This is a genomic window from Catalinimonas locisalis (assembly GCF_038039535.1).
GTDB lineage: Bacteria > Bacteroidota > Bacteroidia > Cytophagales > Cyclobacteriaceae > Catalinimonas.
The window spans coordinates 44,981-69,298 of sequence record NZ_JBBPHP010000020.1 but is presented as its reverse complement, the minus strand read 5'-3'; the positions used below and the strand labels follow the sequence as shown (position 1 = coordinate 69,298).

Annotated in this window: 17 protein-coding genes; 10 read left to right on the top strand and 7 right to left on the bottom strand. The window is 43.7% G+C overall.

From position 1 onward, the window contains the following. Positions 1–71: 71 nt before the first annotated feature. Positions 72–1,103, top strand: coding sequence for an L-glyceraldehyde 3-phosphate reductase (mgrA, locus tag WJR50_RS20820; protein WP_341295251.1), 1,032 nt, complete (start codon positions 72–74; stop codon positions 1,101–1,103). Between the two features lie 116 nt (positions 1,104–1,219). Here the strand turns inward: mgrA and WJR50_RS20815 are convergent, their stop codons facing one another. Continuing rightward, positions 1,220–3,412 carry a xanthine dehydrogenase family protein molybdopterin-binding subunit gene (locus WJR50_RS20815; protein WP_341295250.1) on the bottom strand — a complete coding sequence of 731 codons (2,193 nt, stop codon included), beginning with the start codon at positions 3,410–3,412 and terminating at the stop codon, positions 1,220–1,222. Between the two features lie 19 nt (positions 3,413–3,431). Beyond that, entirely contained in the window at positions 3,432–3,893 is a 462-nt protein-coding gene (locus WJR50_RS20810) for a (2Fe-2S)-binding protein (RefSeq protein WP_341295249.1), read from the bottom strand. Between the two features lie 361 nt (positions 3,894–4,254). Between WJR50_RS20810 and WJR50_RS20805 the strand changes: the two genes are divergently transcribed. The 4 genes from WJR50_RS20805 to WJR50_RS20790 all read left to right on the top strand — a co-directional run bounded on the left by WJR50_RS20805 (position 4,255) and on the right by WJR50_RS20790 (position 10,105). Continuing rightward, positions 4,255–5,589, top strand: coding sequence for a Gfo/Idh/MocA family protein (locus WJR50_RS20805; RefSeq protein ID WP_341295248.1), 1,335 nt, complete (start codon positions 4,255–4,257; stop codon positions 5,587–5,589). A gap of 105 nt (positions 5,590–5,694) precedes the next feature. Continuing rightward, entirely contained in the window at positions 5,695–6,597 is a 903-nt protein-coding gene (locus WJR50_RS20800) for a hypothetical protein (RefSeq protein WP_341295247.1), read from the top strand. A gap of 185 nt (positions 6,598–6,782) precedes the next feature. Then, a complete protein-coding gene (locus tag WJR50_RS20795; RefSeq protein WP_341295246.1) occupies positions 6,783–8,135 on the top strand; it encodes a glucuronyl esterase domain-containing protein in 1,353 nt (450 codons plus the stop codon). An 8-nt stretch (positions 8,136–8,143) separates the two neighbouring features. Beyond that, positions 8,144–10,105, top strand: a complete 1,962-nt coding sequence (locus WJR50_RS20790; RefSeq protein WP_341295245.1) for a sialate O-acetylesterase — start codon at positions 8,144–8,146, stop codon at positions 10,103–10,105. A gap of 129 nt (positions 10,106–10,234) precedes the next feature. Here WJR50_RS20790 and WJR50_RS20785 read toward each other — a convergent pair whose 3' ends face one another. From WJR50_RS20785 to WJR50_RS20775, 3 genes are all read right to left on the bottom strand, one after another. Then, positions 10,235–12,271 carry a S9 family peptidase gene (locus WJR50_RS20785; RefSeq protein ID WP_341295244.1) on the bottom strand — a complete coding sequence of 679 codons (2,037 nt, stop codon included), beginning with the start codon at positions 12,269–12,271 and terminating at the stop codon, positions 10,235–10,237. A gap of 757 nt (positions 12,272–13,028) precedes the next feature. Next, positions 13,029–13,733: a LytR/AlgR family response regulator transcription factor gene (locus WJR50_RS20780; protein WP_341295243.1), complete on the bottom strand. Its 705-nt coding sequence runs from the start codon at positions 13,731–13,733 to the stop codon at positions 13,029–13,031. Beyond that, positions 13,714–14,781, bottom strand: coding sequence for a sensor histidine kinase (locus tag WJR50_RS20775; RefSeq protein ID WP_341295242.1), 1,068 nt, complete (start codon positions 14,779–14,781; stop codon positions 13,714–13,716). The genes WJR50_RS20780 and WJR50_RS20775 overlap by 20 nt, the downstream gene beginning before the upstream one ends. Positions 14,782–14,982: 201 nt before the next feature. Here WJR50_RS20775 and WJR50_RS20770 point away from each other — a divergent pair, with 201 nt between their 5' ends. The 5 genes from WJR50_RS20770 (at position 14,983) to WJR50_RS20750 (ending at position 22,679) form a co-directional block, all read left to right on the top strand. After that, a complete protein-coding gene (locus tag WJR50_RS20770) occupies positions 14,983–17,358 on the top strand; it encodes a TonB-dependent receptor (RefSeq protein WP_341295241.1) in 2,376 nt (791 codons plus the stop codon). A gap of 130 nt (positions 17,359–17,488) precedes the next feature. Further along, positions 17,489–19,525, top strand: coding sequence for a glycoside hydrolase family 3 protein (locus WJR50_RS20765; protein ID WP_341295240.1), 2,037 nt, complete (start codon positions 17,489–17,491; stop codon positions 19,523–19,525). Positions 19,526–19,810: 285 nt separating this feature from the next. After that, positions 19,811–20,857, top strand: coding sequence for a sugar phosphate isomerase/epimerase family protein (locus WJR50_RS20760; protein ID WP_341295239.1), 1,047 nt, complete (start codon positions 19,811–19,813; stop codon positions 20,855–20,857). A gap of 467 nt (positions 20,858–21,324) precedes the next feature. Beyond that, on the top strand, positions 21,325–21,780 hold the full coding sequence (locus tag WJR50_RS20755) for a DoxX family protein (protein ID WP_341295238.1): 456 nt from the start codon (positions 21,325–21,327) through the stop codon (positions 21,778–21,780). An 11-nt stretch (positions 21,781–21,791) separates the two neighbouring features. Continuing rightward, the gene (locus WJR50_RS20750) at positions 21,792–22,679 is read left to right on the top strand and encodes a dienelactone hydrolase family protein (protein WP_341295237.1); all 888 of its coding nucleotides are present in this window, start codon (positions 21,792–21,794) and stop codon (positions 22,677–22,679) included. Between the two features lie 39 nt (positions 22,680–22,718). Here the strand turns inward: WJR50_RS20750 and WJR50_RS20745 are convergent, their stop codons facing one another. Continuing rightward, positions 22,719–23,390, bottom strand: coding sequence for a VOC family protein (locus WJR50_RS20745; protein ID WP_341295236.1), 672 nt, complete (start codon positions 23,388–23,390; stop codon positions 22,719–22,721). Positions 23,391–23,418: 28 nt separating this feature from the next. Continuing rightward, positions 23,419–24,105, bottom strand: coding sequence for a TerB family tellurite resistance protein (locus WJR50_RS20740; RefSeq protein ID WP_341295235.1), 687 nt, complete (start codon positions 24,103–24,105; stop codon positions 23,419–23,421). Positions 24,106–24,318 lie beyond the last annotated feature (213 nt).

Sequence of the window (24,318 nt, the reverse complement as noted above, 5' to 3'; positions counted from 1 at the left end):
GGGTAATAATTTTGGAACCACAGCCAGAAATTCTCATTTTTGGTCATTGTGAAACTTAAACTAACCTAAATATGCATTGGACACCAGCGCAGGATCGCTACGAAAAAATGAAGTACAACTACTGTGGCAAAAGTGGTTTAAAATTACCTTTAATCTCACTAGGCTTATGGCATAATTTCGGTGATGATGTGGCTCATGCCAATAAACAGGCAATTTGCAGAAAAGCTTTTGACCTGGGCATTACTCATTTTGACCTTGCCAATAATTATGGTCCCCCTCCCGGCACCGCTGAAATGGCTTTTGGTCGTATTTTAAAAGAAGACTTTGCCGGTTACCGTGACGAACTGATCATCTCCTCAAAAGCGGGTTATGATATGTGGCCTGGTCCTTATGGTGAGTGGGGGAGTCGCAAATACGTAATTGCCAGCTGTGATCAAAGTTTAAAGCGTATGGGCCTGGATTATGTGGATATCTTTTACTCACATCGCTTTGACCCTAACACGCCATTGGAAGAAACGATGATGGCCCTGGATCATATTGTACGTTCTGGCAGGGCGCAATATGTGGGTATTTCGTCTTATAATGCGCAACGTACGCGCGAAGCGGCTGCTATCCTCAAAGAATTAGGAACACCCTGCCTGATCCATCAGCCTAGTTATTCTATGCTCAACCGGTGGATAGAAGATGACGGGCTGATAGATACTTTAGAAGATTTGGGAATAGGCTCTATTGTATTTTCTCCATTGGCACAGGGCATGCTTACTGATAAATACCTGAAGGGTATCCCTGAAGGAAGCAGAGCAAGTCAGGAAAAGTCGTTGAAGACCAATTTTCTTAGCGATGAAAACCTTTCCAGAATTCGCTCGCTGAACGAGATCGCACAAAAGCGGGGACAAAGTCTGGCGCAGATGGCTATTGCCTGGGTATTCAGAGAAAAAAGAATTACTACAGCGCTGATCGGAGCCAGCAAACCTTCGCAGGTAGAAGATTGTGTAAAGGCAATTGGCAAACTGGATTTTACAGCGCAGGAACTGTCTGAAATTGATCAATATGCTAAAGAGGGGGATATTAACTTATGGGCTCAGTCGGCAGAGCTTGATTGATCAGAATCATTAGGATTTGTGTTGAGATTCGCCTCATTTAGGCCTTTTTACTAAGAATAAAAAAAGACCAGCTTCAATATAATGAGCTGGTCTTTCTTATGATTAGTAATGTAGGATTAACCTACGGCTTCGCTACCTTCCTCAGCATAAGGCTGGTTGTACATGCGCTTGCCGGTAGCTTTGTATAAAGCATTGGCCAAAGCTGCCATGATAGGCGGTAAAGAAGGCTCACCCAGTCCGGTAGGGTCAATACCATTATCTACAAAGAAAGTTTCCACTTCTGTTGGCGCTTCGCTATTTCTGATGAGGCGGTATTTGTTGAAGTTTTGCTGTTCAGGCACTCCTTCTTTAAAGGTAAGGGTACCGTACATCGCATGGCCGATGCCATCCACGATTCCACCTTCCACCTGGTTGCGGGCACCTTCAGGGTTGACTACGATACCACAGTCTACTGCACACCACACTTTTTTCACTTTGGGTTTGCCTTCGCTCATTACCATATCCACTACCTGGGCAACGTAAGAGTTGTGGCAGTAATAAGCGGATACACCCCGGTATACTCCAGGCATGTCTTTACCCCAGCCTGACTTTTCTTTTACAAGCCTGAGTACACCTGCATATCGTTCAGGATCGTAATCATTATCTTCACCAACAGGACTTTTAATCGCCTTATCAAAAAGCTCCAGTCTGAATTCTATAGGATCTTTTCCAGCAGCTTCTGCTACCTCGTCAATGAAAGACTGCTCTGCTCCGGCAACGAAGTTTGAGCGAGGCGCTCTCCAGGCACCGGTTGAGATATTAGAATTTACATCCACATTCTCTGCCAGGTAGTTGCTCACTGTTCCGGCAGGGAAACGGTTGGCAAATACTGGTCCTCCATGAATACCTGCACCTCTGACATGGAAGCCAATGAGTTCATTGTTTTTGTCCAGGGCAGCACGATATTTCATTTTGTAAGCAGGACGGTAAGTACCTTGCGTCATATCATCTTCACGAGTATAGATGAGCTTGATGGGCGCTTTGGCTTTTTTGGAGATCGCAGCCGCTTCCAGCCCGAAATTACCATAAAGTCTCCTACCAAATCCACCACCCATTCTGGTCATGTCCACCATGATCTTTTCTTCGGGCATGCCTAGCAGGCTGGCAACACTTTTACGCATATTTTCAGGCGTCTGGATTGGCCCTACCAGTTCGGCTTTTTCATCTGTGACATGGGCAAAGAAATTCATCGGCTCCATGGTATTGTGCGGCAAAAAAGGAGCTTCAAATGACTTTTCAATTACTTTTTCAGCATTAGCAAAGGCAGTTTCCGGATCGCCATCTCTACGAGAGGCCTCTTCAGGAGCAGATTCAACAGCTTTGTCAAGAGCTGCCCGGTAATCATCGGTGCTTTCTGCCGGAGTCACAGTTTCCCAAGAAATATCCAATGCTTTTTTGGCTTTCATCACCTGCCAGGTGGAATCTCCCACCACAGCTACCAACTCAGGAAAAGCATTGATATCCGACCAGGTCTGCTCGGGTGGGGCAGTTTGTACAGTAAATACATCTTTGATACCCGGCATTGCCTTTGCCTTGCTGGCATCCAGTGATTTGACTTTCATACCAAAGGCTGGCGGATGCGTAATCATAGCGATAAGCATTCCCTCTTTCTTATAATCCAGCCCAAAAAGCGGCTGACCAGTCACTATCTTTTTGGCATCTACATTTTTGGTAGGCTTACCGATGAGCTTGAAGTCTTTAGGATCTTTCAGCTCTATTTCTTCCGGTACTTCTATGCCGGAAGCTTTGGTAGCTACATCTCCATAGCTAACAGATTTACCAGATTTTTTGTGGGTGATCATACCTTTGGAAGTGCTCAGTTCGCTGACAGGCACATTCCATTCCTGGGCGGCGGCTTCCATCAGCACCCGACGGGCAGCAGCACCAGCCATTCTCAGGCCTTGCCATCCCTGCCGGATAGACTGACTTCCCCCGGCTATCTGGCGGGAAAACTTTTCGGTGTCCAAGGGAGCCTGCTCTACCACCACATTATTCCAGTCTACATCCAGTTCTTCAGCCACAATCATGGGCATGGCGGTCTTCACGTTCTGACCGATTTCAGGATTAGGTGACATGATAGTTACCAGGCCATTCTCTCCAATCTTGATATAGGCATTAACATCAAACCATTCTTTTGGGATAGCATCCAGCGCATTGGAAGCGGGTTTGGCGGATACCATCCAGTTAAAACCTAATATCATGCCTCCACCAGCAGCAGATGACACTTTAAGAAAAGATCTTCTATTAAATTTTGTTTTGATTAAGGTCATGACTCTTTAATTAAAAGTGTTAATTCATCTTTTGTGAAGCAGTCTTGATCGCAGCTTTGATGCGCAGATAAGTGCCACATCGGCATAAATTGCCATCCATAGCATCTTCTATTTCCTGATCACTGGGATTAGGATTTTTAGCAAGTAGCGAAGCTGCGTTCATAATCTGTCCAGCCTGGCAGTATCCACACTGAGGAACATCATGTTCAAGCCAGGCAGTCTGTACGGCATGAGTGGCATCTTCGGAGAGGCCTTCAATCGTGGTGATTTCAGAATTTCCTACACTGCTGATAGGAAGAGAGCAGGAGCGGACAGCTGTACCATTAAAATGTACTGTACAAGCTCCGCATTGAGCGATGCCGCAACCAAATTTAGTACCTACTAAGTTCAGGTGATCTCGGAGTACCCAAAGGATGGGGGTATCCGCTTCAACATCAAGCTGATGCTGTTTTCCATTGACTTTAATAGTAAAAGCAGCCATATTTTTAGGATTATGTAGTTTTTTAGTTCTCCCTAATATACCAAAATTTATCTGCTAATGAAGAGCATGGGGCATATTTGGAACAGACGGGAACGAATTTTTAAAGGTTCTAAATGCCACAGAAAACTTCCTCGTAAAAGAATTCAAATTATTCTATAATTTCTTCATTTTCATTTTTGAAAAAGATATTTTGAGTGTTGTAAGAATGATAATAATTTGTAAAAAGCAATCACGGGATTGAGAAGAGTAGTAAAGCGCACTTAATGAAAAAAGTAAGGTGCCTAATTCACACCAATGCCTTTTTTTATAGCTCATGAAAGCCTTAATTTTAAATTAAACGAATACAACAACCCCCTAAAAGATGAAACTCAGCAGAAGAAAATTTTTACAGAACACTTCACTTTCTGCTACCAGCTTAGTGCTGGCCAGCAATGCGTTATACGCCAGTGATCCATTATCTAAGCATTCTCCTCAGTCCGCCAATGAAACAATAAATATAGGGTTGATTGGATGCAACAATATGGGGTGGCATAACCTAAATTCAATGTTGAAAAATAATGGAGCGCAATGCATAGCTCTTTGTGATGTAGACAGTAATGTTTTGAACAAGCGGGCTGCTGAGCTGCAACAGAAAACTGGTAGTAAAGCTAAATTATATGATGACTACAGAAAACTTTTAGACAATAAAGATATTGATGCCGTCATCATTGGTACGCCTGACCATTGGCATTGTCTACAGATGATTCATGCCTGCGAAGCTGGTAAAGATGTATATGTAGAGAAACCAATCGCAAATTCTATAGAGGAGTGCAACCTGATGGTAGCCGCGGCAAAACGCTACAACAGAGTGGTACAGGTAGGACAGTGGCAGCGCAGTGATGCTCACTGGAGTACTGCTCTGGAATATCTTCAGACTGGAAAACTGGGTAAAATACGCTCAGTTAAAACCTGGGCCTGCACCAATTATGGAAGGAGTTTTCCTGTCAAAGCGGATGAGGCTGCACCCGAGGGTGTAAATTACGATATGTGGCTGGGACCAGCCCCGGTCAGGCCCTTTAACTCCAATCGTTTTCATGGAAGCTTTCGCTATTTCTGGGATTATGCGGGTGGGCTGATGACCGACTGGGGTGTCCATATGATAGATATGGCACTTGCCGGAATGAAAGTCTCCACACCACTTTCTGTGGCGGCAGTGGGCGGTAAGTATGCCTATCCGGATAGCGCTGCCGAAACACCCGATACGCTACAGGTTATTTATGATTTCGGTGATTTTTCTATGTTTTGGGAACAGACCCTGGGTACGGCAGTTAGTCCGTACAATCGTAATCGTCCGGGAGTAGCTTTCATTGGCACCGAGGGAACTTTGGTCGTTGACAGAAGTCAATGGGAGGTGTTATCCGAAATAGAAAATGGTAAGTACTTGATGGATGCGTTACCTGTGCAGTCAAGTAATGGCAATGGGCTTGATGCACATACCCTTAATTTTTTGGATTGCATCAAAAGTCGTCAGCAGAACAACTGTACTATTGAAATGGGGAGGGCAGCGGCAATCAATGCAGAGTTGGGCAACATCGCTTACAGAAGTGGTAAAAAGGTCTTTTGGGATGAAAAAACCAACACTGTGCAACATGACGAAGAAGTTGAAAAACTGACTAAAGCCCACTACAGACTTCCCTGGAAACTGCCTGAAGTTTAAGTGGTGTTGATAGAAATCTATTTTCGTCCAAATGTGCATGTTAATAATGATGGTTTCATGCTTCAGTAACCAAACAATTTAAAGTGCAGGTGTCTTCAAGAATATATGACTGTAAATAAAGTATTAAAGAGAACTAAAAGGTTTCCCCTTCGTGGCTGGATTGGTTTGGTACTTATGCTGGTCTTCTGGTACATCAACTGGCATTTAGAGGGATTAAGAACTCATATTGGTTTTTTTCCATTGTGGCTGGGCTATTGCCTCTTTATAGATGCGCTTACCTATATGGGAAAAGGAAATTCATTGATCAGCCGTAGTCTGTCTGCTTATTTTTCTTTGTTCATTATTTCAGCCCCGGCCTGGTGGTTATTTGAATTGCTCAACGAAAAAGCACAATATTGGCATTATACCCATAGACAACAGTTCTCAGATGTAGCCTACTTTTTATATGCCAGTCTAAGCTTTTCTACTGTGATACCAGCGGTATTTGGTACTGCAGAGTGGGTGGGGACATTTCGCTGGCTGCAAAAACTGGTTAAGGGACCACGGATAGGCAACAGCCGCAGAAGCATTCTTATCATGCTGCTATTAGGCCTTATGATGTTTGCCTTTCTCTTTATATATCCACAATACTCAGCGGCATTCATCTGGATGTCACTCTACCTGATATTAGACCCTTTGAATCATCGCATAGGTCACAGGACATTGATTCAGCGCACTGCTCAACGAGATTGGAGAGAAGTAGTAGCACTTTGGGTAGCCTCACTGATTTGTGGGTTTTTCTGGGAAATGTGGAATATTTATTCTAGCCCTAAATGGTACTATACCGTACCCTACGTTGACTTCTGGCATGTATTTGAGATGCCTCTCTTAGGCTATTTGGGCTATCTTCCTTTCGCATTGGAGTTATTTGCACTATACCATCTAGTGATAGGTGTTTTTTCGTTCTCTAAATGGCAAAGCTATTTGCAGATACTTCCTGAAAATCAGGAAGGTAGTAAGTTTCAGTAATGGAGAAGGCTGGTTTAAAATTTTCTGTGTTAGTCTATATATTTAGAAAAGTCATGTCAACTTAACTGTACTTAACCAAAAACTTTAAACTTTTAGAGAAGGTGATAGAATCCAAATTTTTTTATGATATTCAATGTTGGCAAGCAAAAGTGATGATCCTTTTACACACTATTAGACTACACAACATGAGAAAAGTTACGCTGCTCGCGCTGAGTTTTTTCCTGCTCACTCAGGCATATGCTCAACGCTCTCAGCAGGAAAGAGACAGCCTTAACAACTTAAGCAAACAGGATCATCAGCTCATGATGAAGAAATTAGGCATCAGCGAGCTGAGACCCGGACCCTCCGGTAACCCTGATGCACCCAATGCTGCCAATACCGATGAGTCCAAAGCCTCTCCTTATTCCAGCTTACCTGATCCGCTGATTTTTGACGATGGTAGTGCAGTTACCACTCCTCAGCAGTGGGAAAAGCGTAGACAAGAGATTATGGAAGATTTTTCCAGGGAAATCTATGGCCAAGTACCTGAAAACACTCCTGATGTCAGTTGGGAAGTGGTGAGCGAAAAAGATAGTGTAATAGGGGAGTATCCTGTACTTGTACAAGAACTGCTGGGACATGTTGACAACAGTAGCTATCCGGCTATAGAAGTAGCGATTGAAATGACGCTCACCACACCTGCTAAAATTACCTCTCCTGTACCTCTTGTTTTGGAATTTGGCTGGAATTTTCCTGCCAACTGGCCAAGGCCAAAGCCAGATGGTCCCAGCTGGCAGGAGCAACTGCTGGCCGAAGGATTGGGTTTTGCCGTCATGATTCCTACCAGTTTTCAGGCTGACCATGGAGCAGGCCTTAGGGAAGGTATCATCGGCCTTATGAATAAAGGTCAAGCCCGAGAGCTTGATGATTGGGGCACCTTAAGAGCCTGGGCCTGGGGAGCCAGCCGCGCGATGGACTATTTTGAAACTGTAAATGAAGTAGATGAAAAACGAGTTGCCATTGAAGGGCTTTCCCGCTATGGAAAGGCAGCCCTGGTAGCACTGGCCTATGAACAACGCTTCGCTATGGGGTTGATAGGTTCTTCGGGAGCTGGAGGAGCAAAAATCCTAAGAAGAGTATTCGGAGAACAGGTAGAAAACCTGGCTTCATCCGCAGAATACCACTGGTTTGCTCCAAATTTTATCAAATATGCCGGTCCATTAACCCCTAATGATCTACCAGTTGACGCTCATGAAATGATTGCGCTCTGCGCTCCCCGACCCCTGTTTATTAGTGTTGGAGCACCCGATGTGGAAGGACAGTGGATTGATGCCAGAGGAATGTTTATAGCCGGAGTGCATGCCAGCCCGGTGTATGAACTGCTGGGCAAGGATGGTTTGGAGTCAAAAACGTTTCCTCCCCAGGAAACGGCTTTACTGGCAGGAGATATTGCCTTCAGGCAGCACGAGGGTGGGCATACAGTCGGACCCAACTGGCCTTACTTTATTCAGTTTGCAAAAAGATATTTTGATACCGGGGCAAGTGCCACTAAAGAATAGACATACATATGAATTTCCTCCATACCTTATCTAAAAACCGCATCAGCATTCTGGTAATAATATTATTTCTGAGTCCACTAATGGCTTCAGGACAGCTTAGTTTACCCAGGCTAGTCTCGGATGGAATGGTCTTGCAGAGAGATGCTGAAATAAAAATCTGGGGGCGGGCTTCTTCAGGAGAAAAAGTAGCTGTCAGCTTTATGGGGCATACTTATCAGACCGAAGCCAATAGCGAAGGAGAGTGGGAGCTCAAACTGCCAGAAATGAAAGCGGGTGGACCCTACACCATGACGCTCAAAGCCAGCAATACCATTACCTTGAGCGATATTCTGATAGGTGATGTCTGGCTTTGTTCAGGACAATCCAATATGGAACTGCCCATGCGGAGGGTGAGGCCATTGTACGAAGATGAAATTACCCATGCTGAAAATAATTTTATCCGCTATTTTGAAGTCCCCAAGCAATATGATTTCAATGAAGTACATGAAGATTTACCCTCGGGGCAATGGGAAAAAACGAATCCTGAAAACGTGCTTCACTTTTCGGCAGTCTCCTATTTTTTTGCTAAAAATTTATACGAAAAGTATCAGGTGCCCATCGGATTGATCAACAGTGCATTGGGTGGCTCACCGGTAGAAGCATGGATGAGTGAAGAAGCACTCCATGCATTTCCTGAGCATTTGCAAGAGGCACAACGTTTCAAAGACAGTACGTTGATTCAACAGATTGAGCAAAAGGATCAGGAAAGAATCAGCGCATGGTATCAGCAGTTGAACCAAAAAGATCAGGCCTATGATGATCCTCAAAAGGTATGGTATGAACCTGATTTAAATACCTCTGATTGGGCCAGTATGCAAATTCCCGGCTATTGGGCAGATAACTCTTTGGGATCGGTTAATGGGGTAGTCTGGTTTAGAAAAGAGATTGAAATTCCTGCTGAGAAGGCCGGAAAAGCAGCAGACCTCAATCTGGGGAGAATTGTAGATGCTGATTCTGTTTTTGTCAACGGAAAGTTCGTAGGCTCAACCGGCTATCAGTATCCACCCCGCTGGTATACGATTCCTGCCGGTCTGCTCAAAGAAGGTAAAAATATCCTTGCGGTCAGGGTGATCAACCAGAGCGGAAAGGGAGGCTTTGTACCTGATAAACCTTATTACCTGGCTGTGGATGCAGATACCATTAACCTTACTGGCAACTGGAAATATAAACTTGGTGCAGAAATGGAGCCTCTGGCCAGTCAGACCTTTATCCGCTGGAAACCTCTGGGTTTATATCAGGCCATGATTGCTCCGTTGCTCAATTATCGGATCAAAGGTGTGATCTGGTATCAAGGGGAGTCTAATGCAGATCAGCCGGAGGAATATGCTGAACTTTTTCCGGCAATGATTAAGGACTGGAGAATGCAGTGGGATCAGGGTGATTTTCCTTTTCTTTTTGTTCAACTGGCAAATTTCATGGAAGCTAAAGACCAGCCGGTTGAAAGTAACTGGGCCATGCTGAGAGAAGCACAACGTCAGGCATTATCTCTCCCCGAAACTGCTATGGCGGTGGCGATAGACTTAGGGGAGTGGAACGATATTCATCCTCTGAACAAAAAAGATGTGGGTACCAGACTGGCTCTGGCGGCGCAGAAAGTAGCCTACGGTGATGATATGGTTTTTTCGGGTCCAATGTATGAGTCAATGAAAATAGAAAATGATAAAATTATATTAACATTTGAAAATATTGGCGGTGGCTTAATAAGTGAAGGAGGTGACTTGGAGGGCTTCGCCATTGCAGGAAAGGATAGAAACTACGTTTGGGCGGATGCCCGGATAGAAGGAAACAAAGTGATTGTCTGGAGTGATGAAGTATCCCGGCCAGTTGCTGTCCGCTATGCCTGGGCTGATAATCCAGAGAAGGCTAACCTCTACAATCAGGAAGGGTTGCCTGCTGCGCCTTTCCAGACAGATACCGGAGCAATTCCTTAAGGCTTAAAAATTTACAGTGAGATACACCTAAATCTCAGCTCCCTGTAACGAAGAGTTAAAATAAACTTGGAAAGTGCTAAATGGAAAAAACAAAACAGGAGGAAAACTTAAATTCCTCCTGTTGGCGATCTAATCCCGATACTTATCAAACCAGGCCAGGATGTGATCAATTTTGGTGATCAACTGGCTGGGTCGGTTGGCAATGTTGTGGTAAGAGCCAGGTATTTCTACCAGAGCAGTTTCTATCTTTCTGATTTTTAGCGCATGATAGAGCTGCTTGGCTTCCGAAAGAGGCGTGCGTAAATCTGCCGTACCTACCATCACCAAAGTCGGGGTTTCAATATTACCGACCAGAGAGACTGGAGAGTACTTCATGTAAGTCTCAATATTCTCCCAGGGCTGACCGGGAAAACGGGAGTTTGCGTAGCCATAATAATTATCCGCAGTGAGGGTCTTGCTGATCCAGTTCATCACTGGCTTGACCACCGCAGCGGCCCGGAAGCGATTATTTTTACCGATGATCCAGGCAGACATAATGCCTCCCGCGCTCCCTCCGGTCACAAATAGGCTGTCTTCTGAAATGAATTCCTGCTCAATCATGGTATCCACACCGTCCATCACATCATGGTAGTCATCTCCGGGATAATCATGGTACAGCAGGTTACCGAACTCTTCTCCGTAGCTGGTACTTCCTCTTGGGTTAGGATAAAAGACTACATAACCATCAGCAGCCATCAATTGCATTTCAGGAGAGAAGCGGTCACCGTAGTTGGAAATAGGCCCACCGTGATTTTCTACCAGCAGCGGATACTTTTTGTTAGGGTCAAATGATGGAGGCTTCACCATCCAGCCCTGTATGTCGCGATCATCTACGGTAGATTTGTACCAGATTTCTTCCACTTCGCCCAACTGACGATAATCCAGTAGGTCCTGATTAAGATGGGTGAGCAGTTCTGCCTCGCTGCCTCTTTTCACCATAGCCAGTTCGGAAGGATGGTAAGGTGTAGTATGGGTAAAAACGATGCTTCCGTTTTCAGATACAGCATAAGATCCTCCACCATAAGGACGTCCAATGGAAGTGCCTCCCAGGTTACCGGTGACCACACTCGTATTTCCGTTAAGTGTTGAATAGCCAATTTTAGTATTTCCCTTATCATCATACTGAAAGTAAAAGCCTCTGCCATCTGCGCTCCATACCGGACTGGATATGCTACGGTCCAGTTTGACGGGAACTTCCTTTTTGTTGGTGCCATCGGCATCCATCACATATACTTTGCTTACCTGGTAGGTCTGCACTTTGTCATCAAAACCTACATAAAGAATCTGCCTGCCATCCGGTGACAAAGCAGGGCTTTCGTCGGGTCCGTTTCTGTCTGTAAGGGCGGTTATCTCACCATCAGAGATATTCACTTTATAGATTTCAGAATTGCGGAAGTCATACTCCCAGTCTTCGTTCAGGTTTGAAGAAAAAATCAGGGCATCACCCTCATTAGTCCAGACCGGCTCACCTCTGTGCATGCGATCTCCCTGGGTAATCTGCCGGGCGGTGCCTCCTTCCGCAGGTATCACAAAATAGTGATGATATCCCGGTTCTATGTAACCCGATCCATCCGACTCATGCTTTAGTCGGGTAGTGACGCGAGGATGTTCGGCCCACTCAGCTCCTTTAGGTTTGGATGGAGCGTTTACCAGTATAGGTGCTTTCTCAGGAACAAGCATGGAAAAGGCCAGTTGTGTACCATCAGGTGACCATTTGAGGTTAGAAGGAGAACGTTCCAGTTGGGTAAGACGAGCCAGCTTGTTATGCTCCATCCAGTACACATAAATCTCCGAGCCATGCTCAGTAGTGCTGGTAAAAACAATACGACTGCCATCGGGCGACCACTGCGGGTTAGACTCATTGACATCCCGCTCAGTAAGTTTGTAATGGGCTTGCCCATCGGCACTGATCAGCCAGAGACGAGAGGTACTGCGGTCTTTCATAATGTCAAACCCCCTTCGTTCGTACACGATCATGTTACCATTGGGGGAGATTTGTGGAGAAGTGACCCACTCCAGTTCAAAGACATCCATACGAGAAAAGGCGGGCTTAGCCGATTGCGCCAGAACTGTCATATGGATCAGGCATGCTGCGGCAAAGCATACTAAAAAAGATTTTTTTATCATCAGCTTAGGTCTACTATAGGTTAGAAATACTGTAAATCGTGCACAATTTACAATATTTTTGATAGGGTGGGAGAGAATATACGTTTATCATATTCTGTATACTTCACAGCAAGATTAGTTTTAAATGAAAGTAGTTTTATGCTAAAAGTCGGGTCATATTTTATGAAGATGAGGCTTCTATATAGGTCATTGAAACTGTAATCATGGTCTTTCACTTCCTGCTTCTAACTTTCAGAAAACCCACTGTTGTTTTGTCTTACACTTTCCGCCATTAGCGAAAGCAGGTTAAAACGAGTTGAATAAAATAATAGAGAGTGTAGAGAGGAGATTGGGCTGAACGGTACGACTGATTCAAGCTTTAACTCAATTTGAATATCAGATGGATTTTTTGCGCTCATAAATAAATGATTCAACAACTATTTTGATGACAGAAATAATGAGTGCTTGCTCTTTCTCAGGCGTAAGCTGATATCTCAACAAGTTTCAGCGGCACTAAAATACGGCAGAATGGTAATCCTGGTAGCTACACGAATGATGATGTGTATTCTAAAGAGAAAGCTCAGTAAAAGTTTGATCAATTTCTGCAATTCCTGAGAAGGCTTACGCATAGAAAAAAAGCCCTGCCAATGACAAGACTTTTTTCAACAACTAAAACGCACTATTTAAGTGCGCGTGTAAATTAGTCAGGTTATCGGCTTGGATAAAAAAGAATCGTTGAACAACCATTCTTTGGGGGTAAACAACATACTTAAATTTCTCAGCTAAGAAATCTCTCTGTAAAATCATCTTTAAAAGCCCTGCCGATTGGTACGACAGACTCATTGCTCATGTACAACTGATTACCCATGACTTTGACGATCTTAGAAGCATTGACGATATACGATTTATGTACTCTGGTAAACTGCTGATTATCCAGCACTTCCAGCCATTTTCTCAGTGGCTCTGAAGATAGATGCTTTTTGCCAGGTAGGAATATCTCACTATAATCAGCATCTGATTTGATGTAAATGACTTCGTCTACCGTAATCCTAATGTGCTCATAACCTGATTTGATAAAGATCTCATTGCGACCTTGAGGCGGACTGACAGTAGTATCTAATTGCTTATGTATTACTTTTTTTACAGGTACCTTGGAAATAGCTTTGACAAACCGCTGAAAGGAAAAAGGTTTCAGAAGATAATCCACCACATCAAATTCATAACTCTCCAGCGCATAATCTGAATAAGCAGTCGTCAGGATTACCGGGGGTAGGTGAGGCATACTTTTGAGCAGGTCAATGCCGGATATTTTGGGTAAGTGAATATCCAGAAAGATCAGGTCTACGGACTCAGTTTTGAGAAATTCCAAAGCCTGAACCGCATCGGTGAAAGTGGCTTTCAGTTGTAAAGAACCTACATCTTCAATATACTTTTTGAGAATGCGCTGGGCCGGTGGCTGGTCTTCAATGATGATACAATGCATAAGAAGTAACTTGTGTGGTCTGTTGTAACTGCATGGATAGATGTACTTCGTAGTAATTGTCAGATTGCTGAATATCCAGGTGATGCGCGTTAGGATACAGCAGTTGCAATCTCTTTTTTACATTCTCTAAACCTATTCCCCGGGAGGCATCTTGCGCATTGGTTTCGGTATGGAAATTATTCTTGCAATAAAACTCCAGCTTACCGTCTTCTGATAGCCGGACATCAATAGCAATGCTAATGTTGCTGGATTGACTGGACTGGCTGTGCTTGAAGGCATTTTCAATAAAGACAATCAGTATCAGCGGTGCGATCTGATAGTCGGGACGGATATTATGGGTAGTAAAGTTTACCATGCCCCTTTCCTCAATTTGCAGCTCACTCAGTTGGGTAAAGTTCTTCAGCTGTTCTATTTCTTTAGCCAGAGATACATATTTTTCCCTGCACTCATACAGCATGTAGCGCAGCACTGAGCTTAGCTCCAGAATGATGGCAGGTGTTTTAGGAGAGTTCTCTATGGCATAAGAATACAGATTATTCAGATTGTTGAACAAAAAATGAGGGTTGATCTGGGATTTTAGAAACTGTAGCTCACTTTCTTTGATGATAGCTTTCAGCTCATCCAGTTCTCTTTGCTTGGTTAGTGCATCCCAGGCAAATTTAAAGCCTGTAAGAATAACAATGATGGGGAGGACCTGACCGATACTGAATAATACCCCTGGAAAGCTCATGCCTCGGGAGTCTGGGAAGTATATCTTTTCCAGCACGAATTCCTCTATGGAGATCACCAATGCAATGATCAGTAGGGTAGCGATAAAAAACTGCCAATACTTTTTTTGGTAGAAGAATTTTTGCAAAAGAAAATAGCTGATAAATGCATTGGCTAAGGTATAGTTGAAAAAGAATACAAAATGGTACGTTCTGAGATGGAATTCAACATGGGGGTGATCATTGTCAAATACATAAAAGCTAAACACCAAAGCGTGAAGCACCAGTTGGAAAAAAAACTCTCGTGAGGAGATAAAAGCAGTTTTTATTCTTTGCACCATTATCCTAAGGTAGTCAATTAAGCGAACTTGATAAAAATAAAACGGTTCAACGACATATATTCTCCCCTCAACGACTTAGATCCTTCTTTAGACTGTAGGAATGTCGTTTACAGGAAAAGATGTGCTGTTCAAAGAAGTTATTTTCTCAAATCAAAAAAGAGTACCTTCTTTGTTCCATCAAATCAATAAATCTATTGCGTTATGAAAGTCGCTCCTATTTTGTTACTGATGCTTTTTGTCAACTTCCAATCCATGATGGCTCAGAATAAGCCTGTCAACATTACAGGGAAGGTGGTAGAAAGTGCAAGTCAGCAACCCCTTGAATATAGCACTGTCAAACTTATGGATACTCAGACTGACCAACTGATCACCGGTACCACAACCGCTGCGGATGGTTCTTTCAGCCTGGAAACAGAAGCTGCAGATTTTTATCTGGAAGTGGGGTTTATTGGTTTTGTGAAGCAGACTATTACTGAGCTTAATATTGTCAACGGAAAGGTAAATTTGGGAGCCATTGCCCTGTCTGAGGATACCGAAACACTGGACGAAGTAGTAGTGCAGGGAGAAAAATCACAGACGGTGTTCAAACTGGACAAGCGAGTTTTTAATGTGGGGCAGGACCTCAGCAGTACCGGAGCCAGTGCGTTGGAAGTACTTAATAACGTACCTTCGGTGGCTGTAAATATTGAGGGCCAGATACGTTTAAGGGGTAGTACCGGCGTACAGATATTGATCAATGGTAAACCTTCTGTACTGACCAGCGAGGGAGGAAACGCACTTGGCACCCTTACCGCCGATATGATTGAGAGCATTGAGGTGATCACCAACCCCTCCGCCAAATATGAAGCTTCCGGTACCTCGGGTATCATCAATATTATTCTCAAAAAAGAAGAGAAAAGAGGACTCAATGGCTCCGTAACCCTTAATACCGGTGTGCCCAACAATCATAGCTTAGGCTTCAGTCTTAACAATCGGACTGAAAAATTTAACCTCTTCAGTCAGTTAGGTATAGGGCATCGTACATTTCCGGAAGAGTTTGAGACCATCAATCGCAACCTGGAAAACGATACTACTGTCAGTAGTGTGGGTGACAGCGAAAAGAACGAAAAGTTTGTGAATGTGATTCTGGGTACGGATTATCATATCAATCCTCAAAACGTCCTTTCGCTCACCGGTAGCTTTGCCTATGAATTTGAAACGGAATATTCCAATGCTTTATTCAGCGAGTTTGACGCTGAGAATAGCTTGAGTTCTCGCTGGAGCAGAAACGAAGTCACCGAGGCCACCAATCCCAAATACCAGTACGAGCTGCAGTATAAGAAAAACTTTAAGCGCCATGAAGATCAGGCGCTACTGTTCAGCGCCTTAGGAAGTTTCTTTGGCAAAGATCAGTCTTCCGAGTTTGAAAATACAGCAATACTGGGTAATGAAAGCCTAAACGAAAGACAGCAGACGGTCAATAATTTCCATCAGGGAGAATATACCTTCAAGCTGGATTACACCCATCCGTTCAGCGACAGGATTACGCTGGAAAGCGGAGCGCAGTACGTTATTAACGATGTGTCCAATGACTATGCTATAAGCGAGTGGGCAGATATCCGCTGGGTTGAAATCCCGGAATTAAGTAATCTGTTTATTTATAATCAGAAAGTACTGGGCGTTTATAGTACCGGAGCGTATGAAGGAGATAAGTTTGGTGTCAAACTGGGGCTAAGAGTAGAGAATACCGACTTAAGAACAGAATTGCAGGATACAGAGGAATCCAATCAGCAGTTGTTTACCGATTTTTTTCCTTCGGTCCATACGTCTTATAAAGTGCTGGACAATTTCTCACTGCAGGGAGGTTATTCAAGAAGAATCTCCAGGCCTAGATTATGGGATTTGAATCCGTTTTTCAATATCCGTAACAACTTTAATATCAGTACGGGTAATCCTGAGCTCATGCCTGAGTATACTGACTCATATGAAGTAAATGGTATTTTTGATCAGGGGCCGGTTTCTTTGAACGCAGCAATTTACTATCGTTATACGACCGATGTGGTAGAAGATGTAGCTACCTTTGAAAATAATGTGAGCATTACCCGCCCTGAGAATATAGGTACCAACAAAGCGACCGGAGTGGAATTTAACGCCAAATATGACCCTGCCAACTGGTGGTCGCTCAATGGTGATTTTAATTACAACTACTTTCAACGGGAAGGTAGTTTTGAGGCCACATCCTTTGATTTCAATGCAGATCAATGGTCGGCCCGTATGACTTCAAAATTTGGCTTGCCCGCTGATTTTGATGTTGAAATTACTGCTAACTATCAATCCAGCTATCAGACCTTTCAGCGCGAGATGTCCGGTTATATGTTTGCTGACCTGGGTGTCCGTAAGAAGATCATGAAAGGCAAAACGATTGTAAACTTAAGTGTGAGGGATGTGTTTGCCAGCCGAATTTTTGAATCAGAAACCCGCCAGTCTTCCTTTTACCTCTACGACTACCGTTTGAGAGGTCGTTTCATTACCCTGGGTGTGAGCTACGGCTTTGGCAAAGGAGAAGCTATGGAGTTTAGTGGGCAGAAAAGATTTTAGCCCCAGAAACATGGAAAAAGTAATAGCAAATCTACAATCACATATTAAATTTAGTATAATGTAGGCTAACGCTAAGAGAAAAGCATTTATATTGATAATGCCACTATTATTTTAATGCAACCTATAAGATATGATCAGAACTTTTATTTTACTGTTGGTAATTTGTTACAGTAATGCAATAGCACAGGGCACTTATGAGTTTCAACCTGCTATTGAAGCCCGCACTGTTGAAATATTGCATGTGGATCAGTTGGAGTTTAAAGACCTTAATAAAAATGGAAAACTTGATGCTTATGAAGACTGGCGACAGGCTTTAGATAGTCGTGTTGAAAACCTCTTAAGCCAGATGAACCTGGAAGAAAAAGTAGGAATGATGCTCATCAATACCCTGAATGCTGAAGAGAAAGGTAAATTAAGTGAACGTGCGGTTGAATTTATTGAAGATGAGAAAATGACCCGCTTCATTTTCAGAAATACCATTACTGAAAACCCTGTTAATAGTGGTTATGTAGGAGGGAATCCCTTCAGAAGTGCACAGGTCACACCTTTTGAAGCAGCTCAGTTTATGAATGCGGTGCAGGAACTTGCCGAGAATACCCGGCTTGGCATCCCGCTCATGTTTAAGTCCAACGCCAGAAACCATATGGATTATGATGCACGGGCGGGTATTAATGTTGAATCTGGTGCACTTTCAGCCTGGCCCAAAGAAAATGGTTTGGCTGCTACACGGGACATGGAGCTTATTGCTGGTTTTGCTAATATTATGCGACAGGAATGGACATCAATCGGGCTGAGAGGTATGTACGGTTATATGGCGGATCTTTCTACTGAACCACGTTGGTACCGCGTTCATGAGACCTTTACTGAAGACAGCGAGCTTGCTTCAGACATTATTAGCACGCTTGTCAGTAATTTACAAGGTGACAAGTTGCACTCAGGAAGTGTTGCCCTGACAATCAAGCATTTTCCCGGGGGAGGACCTCAGGAAGGGGGAGGCGATCCACATTATGCATATGGTAAAAACCAGACTTATCCGGCAGATAACTTTGATTACCATCTCGCTCCTTTTGAAGCAGCAGTGAATGCCGGAGCTTCATCCATTATGGCTTATTACGGTATTCCGGTAGATCAGCCTTATATGCCCAACAATGTTGGCATGGCCTTTTCCAAAGGTATTCTCACCGATTTACTAAGGAATAAGCTGGGATTCAAAGGATATATCAATTCGGATACCGGCATTATCGGAGATAGAGCCTGGGGGCTGGAAGACAAAAGCGAGGAAGAGCAGATTCTTATTGCCATACAAGCAGGAACAGATATTCTTTCCGGTTTTAACAATAACCAGCAACTACTTGATTTAGTGAAATCAGGCAAGCTTTCCGAAGATAGAGTAGATCTATCTGTGAGGAGGTTGTTGAAAGAACAGTTTGAATTGGGCTTGTTTGAAAACCCTTACGTGAATCCGAATCGTGCTGCTTATGTAATAGGTAACCCATCATTTCAAAGAAAGGCAGATATTGCTCAGCGAAAATCAATTGTACTGCTCCAGAACAATTTGGGCCTTCCGATCAGCATACCAGGAGAAGATGATTCACTGCAAATATTTACGATGGGTGTAGATACCTCTATATTTAACGATGATGAGTGGGCAGGTATTCAAGCTATATCAGGTGACTATGATCCCGGCCAGGGAAAAACCATGCCTTCTATCAGCGAAGATACCGATTATGCTGTCATCAGAGTGCATGTATCTAATGACAGAAGTGGTGGGCGTATGTTTGGAGGGGCAAGCCCGGATGAACTGGATTTGTTAGCTTTCTCTGATATGGCTAAATCCAAATCATGGCAAATGACACCTTCCTTAGAGGATATTCAGACTGTTATGAATAAAGTAGGAGCAGACAAAACAATTCTGTCCATAGACTTTCGTCAACCTTACGTCCTGGATGAAGACAGTGGGTTCCTGAATGCAGGCGTCATTTTAGCAACCTTTGGAGTAAGTGACGCTGCAGTGATGGACATTCTAACCGGAAAGTTTAAACCCAGTGGAAAACTTCCTTTTGCTTTGGCAAATAAGGCTGAAGCCATTGTTGAACAGGAACCTGATGCTCCAGGTTATGCTGAGGAAGATACCCTTTTTCCCTTTGGTCACGGACTTACTTATTAATGACTGATTTCGGTCATATTCTTCTCCATTTGGTCTTTTTACATAAACCATTTAAGACTGTCGTATAAAAAACAGAATTTGTCTATTTCGCCGGATAATGCTTGTTGGATGAATCAAATACTGGTACATTTAATGTGATAGTAAAATGTCCTGTCAGGTTATTTACATGAAAACGCATTATGGCAACCTATAAAGGTTTCATAAATGCTTAAAGAAAATTAATATTTTAGTCATGTTCATGAAACATAAATAACCAATACGCTTATTATCCTAAATACTTATACTATGAATAGCAACCTAAAAACGCAATTATCCCGCCGTCGCTTTATAGGAACTACCGCCTCCCTGGTGGCTGGTGTTGCTGCCGCTCCTTCGCTGATTGCTGCACCCAATATTATCAGGCGTTACAATAAGCCGAGCTCCCTTATCAATGATGTACAGATTGGCGTCATCACTTATTCTTATCGCAGCATGCCCGACCAGAGTGCCGAGGCTACTTTGCAGTATGTGTTGGATTCCGGCATCAGCGCCATTGAACTTATGGGTGATCCGGCTGAAACTTATGCCGGCAAGCCTGAAAACCCGGTAGACCGCAGAGCCTTCTATCAATTGTACAGGAAACAGCGTGATGGCGAAGCATTAACTGAAGATGAGCAAAAGGAATTGGCCGATATGCAGGCGCAGATGGAGGCCAACAATAAAGAAGTAGCAGCCTGGCGGCAGAAAGTGTCTATGGATAAATTTAGCCAGGTGAAAAAAATGTACAACGATGCTGGCGTCACCATATACGCTTTTAAACCTAATGCCTTTGGGAAAGACAATACTGATGCGGAAATTGATTATGGTATGAAGGCAGCTAAAGCGTTGGGAGCCAGCCATGTCACGCTGGAGCATCCTAGCGATGACGCGCATACCCAACGCCTGGGAAAACTGGCTAAGAAGCATAAAATGTATGTGGCTTATCACGGTCATACGCAGGAAACACCTACTTTCTGGGATACTGCGCTGGAACAGTCTAAATATAATGCTATGAACCTGGACCTTGGACATTATGTGGCAGCCGGTAACCCTGATCCTTTAGAATTGATCAATGCCAAGCATGACAGGATTATGAGCATGCATGTGAAAGACCGTCAGACTCCTGAAAATGGTCAGGACAACCTACCCTGGGGAGAAGGAGATACGCCTATTTCTGAAGTACTTCAAACTATGCGTGACCAAAAGTATGCTTTTCCTGCTACGGTTGAGCTGGAATATGAAATTCCCCAGGGCTCAGACGCTGTCAAAGAAGTGGCAAAGTGCCTGGAGTATTGCAGGAAAGCTTTGGTATAAGCCAACTGTAGGCAGATAAATAACTTTACTGAAGGGGTTCATGATATTTTCCTTATTCTGAGCCAGCATAGCATAAATCCTTCCCTGTTCAACTTACAGATTGGAGAAGGGGCTGCTTGAGAAAGCAAGGCTATTTTGTATTTTACTTCATGAAAGAAGTTTCTCCAAGGCCGTCATTAGCAAAAGACGGCTTTGCTTTTTTGGCGTGTATTTTTTTCACGAAGTTTATCTGATCAAAAAAGAAGTAAGCAGGCAATGCTAACCGCGATGCTTTAAAGAGCTGATATTTTTATAACCATACCTTATGAATTTTTAACTGTTGATATCTGTATCGGTTAGTGTCACAGCTTATTTTGTAGTTGGCAGTATCAATTTGGTCGTTCAAAGAATATTTTCTTCGCTATTCAATGATTGTAATAATTTAAACCGCAAACTCTTTAGTACAATCATCAAACCACCTCAATGCTATGAATTTACTTCGTTTAGAATTTACCTCTCGTGTTCAGGATTACGGTCTGCTCATCCTTCGTATTGTCTTCGGATTTTCTATGATTTATGGACATGGCTTTGGCAAGCTAACCCGATTATTTGGCACAGAAGAAATCCGCTTCGCCGATCCTTTTGGCCTGGGCCCCGCGGCTTCTCTGGCATTGGCAGTTTTTGCAGAAGTGCTCTGTTCTCTGCTCATCATGCTGGGGCTTTTTACCAGAGCGGCGCTCATTCCCCTGATCATTACCATGGCGACAGCTTTTTTTGTTGCGCATTTCAATGACGAATTCGGGCAGCAGGAAAAAGTGATCCTTTTCGGCTTCGCTTTTCTTGCCTTATTTTTCACCGGACCGGGACGTTTCTCACTGGATGCACAAATGCAGAAAAATAAAGCGTATATTGAAAAGAAACCTTTGGGTCAACCTATCCACTAAATACAAGCACTATGAAAAAACTCCGCAAAGAAGATGTCAGCCAGGAAGTCTTTGACCTCTATGATGATTACGCCCACAACCGCATCGGGCGCAGGCAATTTATGGACAAGCTATCTACTTATGCAGTAGGTGGAATAACGGTGGCTTCACTTCTTAGCTTTATCATGCCTGATTATGAAAACAAAATTCAGGTGAGGCAGGACGATCCCAGACTAGATGCTGAGTACATCACCTACAATTCACCCCAGGGTGGCGGAGAGATTAAAGGGCTACTGGCAAAGCCAGCGGAGGCTTCCGGAAAGTTACCCGGAATTGTAGTAGTGCACGAAAACCGTGGATTGAATCCGCATATTGAAGATGTATGTCGGAGAGCGGCCCTGGCAGGGTTTATTGCTTTGGCACCTGATGCCCTTAGCCCTCTCGGTGGCTACCCGGGTACCGATGATGAAGGACGTGAAATGCAGCGCAAAAGAGAGCGTAACGAGATGCTGGAAGATTTTATCGCCGCTTATGGAGTACTGGAAAAGCACGAAGATTGTACCGGCAAAGTAGGCGTAGTAGGTTTCTGTTTTGGCGGATGGATTTCTAATATGATGGCTGCGAAAATACCCGGCCTGGATGCGGCGGTTCCTTTCTATGGAGGGCAACCTTCGGCAGAGATGGTGGCTGACATTCGGGCTCCTTTGCTGTTACACTATGCAGGTTTGGATACCCGGGTAAATGAAGGCTGGCCGGAATACGAGGCTGCATTGAAAAAGCATAACAAAGATTATCAGGCCTATATGTATCCGGATGTAAATCACGGCTTCCATAACGACACTACGCCCCGCTACGATCAGGCCGCAGCAGAACTGGCCTGGGACCGCACAATCAAGTTTTTTAAGGAACACCTGGGGTAGTTACCTCAGGTGTTCTTCATAGGCAGGTCGTTCAAAAGATTATCCTTCCAGCCTTTCGTATGGATTAAGAAATTCTTCTTCAGTGATATCTTCCTGCCTGCCCTGCCATTGCTGTTCCCCAAATGGTTCATCCTGAATATCCCAGTACAATTCTATGGTCACACTGTCGGGATCGGGAAAGTACAGCGAGAGGCTCACCTGATTATCTTTGATGACATAGGGGATATTGGTTGCTTTGATGGTCTGATAATATTCTACCAGCTCTTCATGACTGCTCACCTCAAAGGCAAGCTGCTGTAGCTGCCTGATGTCAATAGGAAGAAATTCCTCTTTTCGCGGCTCCAGCAGTACCAGTTCATGATGGCTGTCGGAGGCACTCATAAAGATACGTCTTTCACCTTCGTAGATCACTTCTTCCCGGGTCTCCAGCTTCAGGTGATCTTCATAAAACTGTTGTGATCTGTCAAGGTCACTCACCTGCATTACGATATGTCCTGGTTTTAGGAGAGGCTCAGCATTCTCGGCAGAAACATTGCTTGTATCAGCAGCAGTATCCGTAGAGTCTGCAATTGCATTATTCTGTTCCGGAGAAGTAGCACCCTGACATGTAGTGAGCAGTAATATTAACCCAAAATAACACAGAAAATTAACCTTTTCCGGAAGATAATAATGGTGGGTATGATCTGTCGCTTTCTGAATTGGTGCCAACATAAGTTGTGATGATTTTGGTGAGTAATATTTACAAAAAACGACTCAATAAACCACCGGACCTGCGATAGCCACGTTTACCACTAAGCATACCTACCAGTGAACTTAATCCCCCTTTTTGGTATGTGCTACCGCCTAAAATATGGCTGAGCAGTCCTTTTCTGCGATGCCTTCTGCCCATCGCGCCTTTCATGAGCATAGAACCCACCAGGCCTGTCAGTAAGCCTCTTATCGGGATATTCTGCTGGTTTAGCTTTTCTTTTAAGCCGGTTTTTTCCAGAAAATTTTCTTCTGAGGTTTCCTCTCCCTGTGCTTTTTCAGCTTCATTGACATAATCGTACAGCGCATTATACTGCTCTATGCTGAGTCCCAGCTTATCGGCCATCCGATGGATTCTTGTTTTTTCTTCCTCCGTATACTCTCCATCAGCTTTGGCAAACGAAATGATGTCTACTACAAAGGAGTACTTCAGGTCACTGTTTTTGAGCCAATCCAGGTACTGCTCAAACCCGTCATTGGTGGGGTTCTGAGCTTCCAAAATAACCTTATCACGGTCTTCCGGTGAGAGCTCCGCCTCTTCGCATAAATCGGCTAAAAATTCTACTTCCTCCTGAGTAGCTTTATCTTCCGGGGTGGCCATACTGGCTACGGCTGCCAGATAAGCGGTCTTTTCCTTTTCCGGATAGTCTTTTAGGGTCTGTTTTTCTGAAAAATCCATACTGGTTATCTTTAGTTGAAAAAATGATTGATATCTGCGTAGGCGCAAGCTTTTATTGCGAAGACTACACTTTTGAGATAACTCATCTGTTGAGCAAGAAGTTATGAGTATTTTCTATGCTTTTTGACGTGAATTATAGCCAGAGATACAGATAGCAGCTAGGAGTTAGATAAACTATTCCTGTTTTTAGCACTATTTATCTATATATTCTGC

Excerpts from the sequence above, each read along its gene's own strand:
- mgrA (WP_341295251.1), top strand. The coding sequence starts at position 72 with ATGCATTGGACACCAGCGCAGGATCGCTACGAAAAAATGAAGTACAAC.
- WJR50_RS20815 (WP_341295250.1), bottom strand. The coding sequence starts at position 3,412 with ATGACCTTAATCAAAACAAAATTTAATAGAAGATCTTTTCTTAAAGTG.
- WJR50_RS20810 (WP_341295249.1), bottom strand. The coding sequence starts at position 3,893 with ATGGCTGCTTTTACTATTAAAGTCAATGGAAAACAGCATCAGCTTGAT.
- WJR50_RS20805 (WP_341295248.1), top strand. The coding sequence starts at position 4,255 with ATGAAACTCAGCAGAAGAAAATTTTTACAGAACACTTCACTTTCTGCT.
- WJR50_RS20800 (WP_341295247.1), top strand. The coding sequence starts at position 5,695 with ATGACTGTAAATAAAGTATTAAAGAGAACTAAAAGGTTTCCCCTTCGT.
- WJR50_RS20795 (WP_341295246.1), top strand. The coding sequence starts at position 6,783 with ATGAGAAAAGTTACGCTGCTCGCGCTGAGTTTTTTCCTGCTCACTCAG.
- WJR50_RS20790 (WP_341295245.1), top strand. The coding sequence starts at position 8,144 with ATGAATTTCCTCCATACCTTATCTAAAAACCGCATCAGCATTCTGGTA.
- WJR50_RS20785 (WP_341295244.1), bottom strand. The coding sequence starts at position 12,271 with ATGATAAAAAAATCTTTTTTAGTATGCTTTGCCGCAGCATGCCTGATC.
- WJR50_RS20780 (WP_341295243.1), bottom strand. The coding sequence starts at position 13,733 with ATGCATTGTATCATCATTGAAGACCAGCCACCGGCCCAGCGCATTCTC.
- WJR50_RS20775 (WP_341295242.1), bottom strand. The coding sequence starts at position 14,781 with ATGGTGCAAAGAATAAAAACTGCTTTTATCTCCTCACGAGAGTTTTTT.
- WJR50_RS20770 (WP_341295241.1), top strand. The coding sequence starts at position 14,983 with ATGAAAGTCGCTCCTATTTTGTTACTGATGCTTTTTGTCAACTTCCAA.
- WJR50_RS20765 (WP_341295240.1), top strand. The coding sequence starts at position 17,489 with ATGATCAGAACTTTTATTTTACTGTTGGTAATTTGTTACAGTAATGCA.
- WJR50_RS20760 (WP_341295239.1), top strand. The coding sequence starts at position 19,811 with ATGAATAGCAACCTAAAAACGCAATTATCCCGCCGTCGCTTTATAGGA.
- WJR50_RS20755 (WP_341295238.1), top strand. The coding sequence starts at position 21,325 with ATGAATTTACTTCGTTTAGAATTTACCTCTCGTGTTCAGGATTACGGT.
- WJR50_RS20750 (WP_341295237.1), top strand. The coding sequence starts at position 21,792 with ATGAAAAAACTCCGCAAAGAAGATGTCAGCCAGGAAGTCTTTGACCTC.
- WJR50_RS20745 (WP_341295236.1), bottom strand. The coding sequence starts at position 23,390 with ATGTTGGCACCAATTCAGAAAGCGACAGATCATACCCACCATTATTAT.
- WJR50_RS20740 (WP_341295235.1), bottom strand. The coding sequence starts at position 24,105 with ATGGATTTTTCAGAAAAACAGACCCTAAAAGACTATCCGGAAAAGGAA.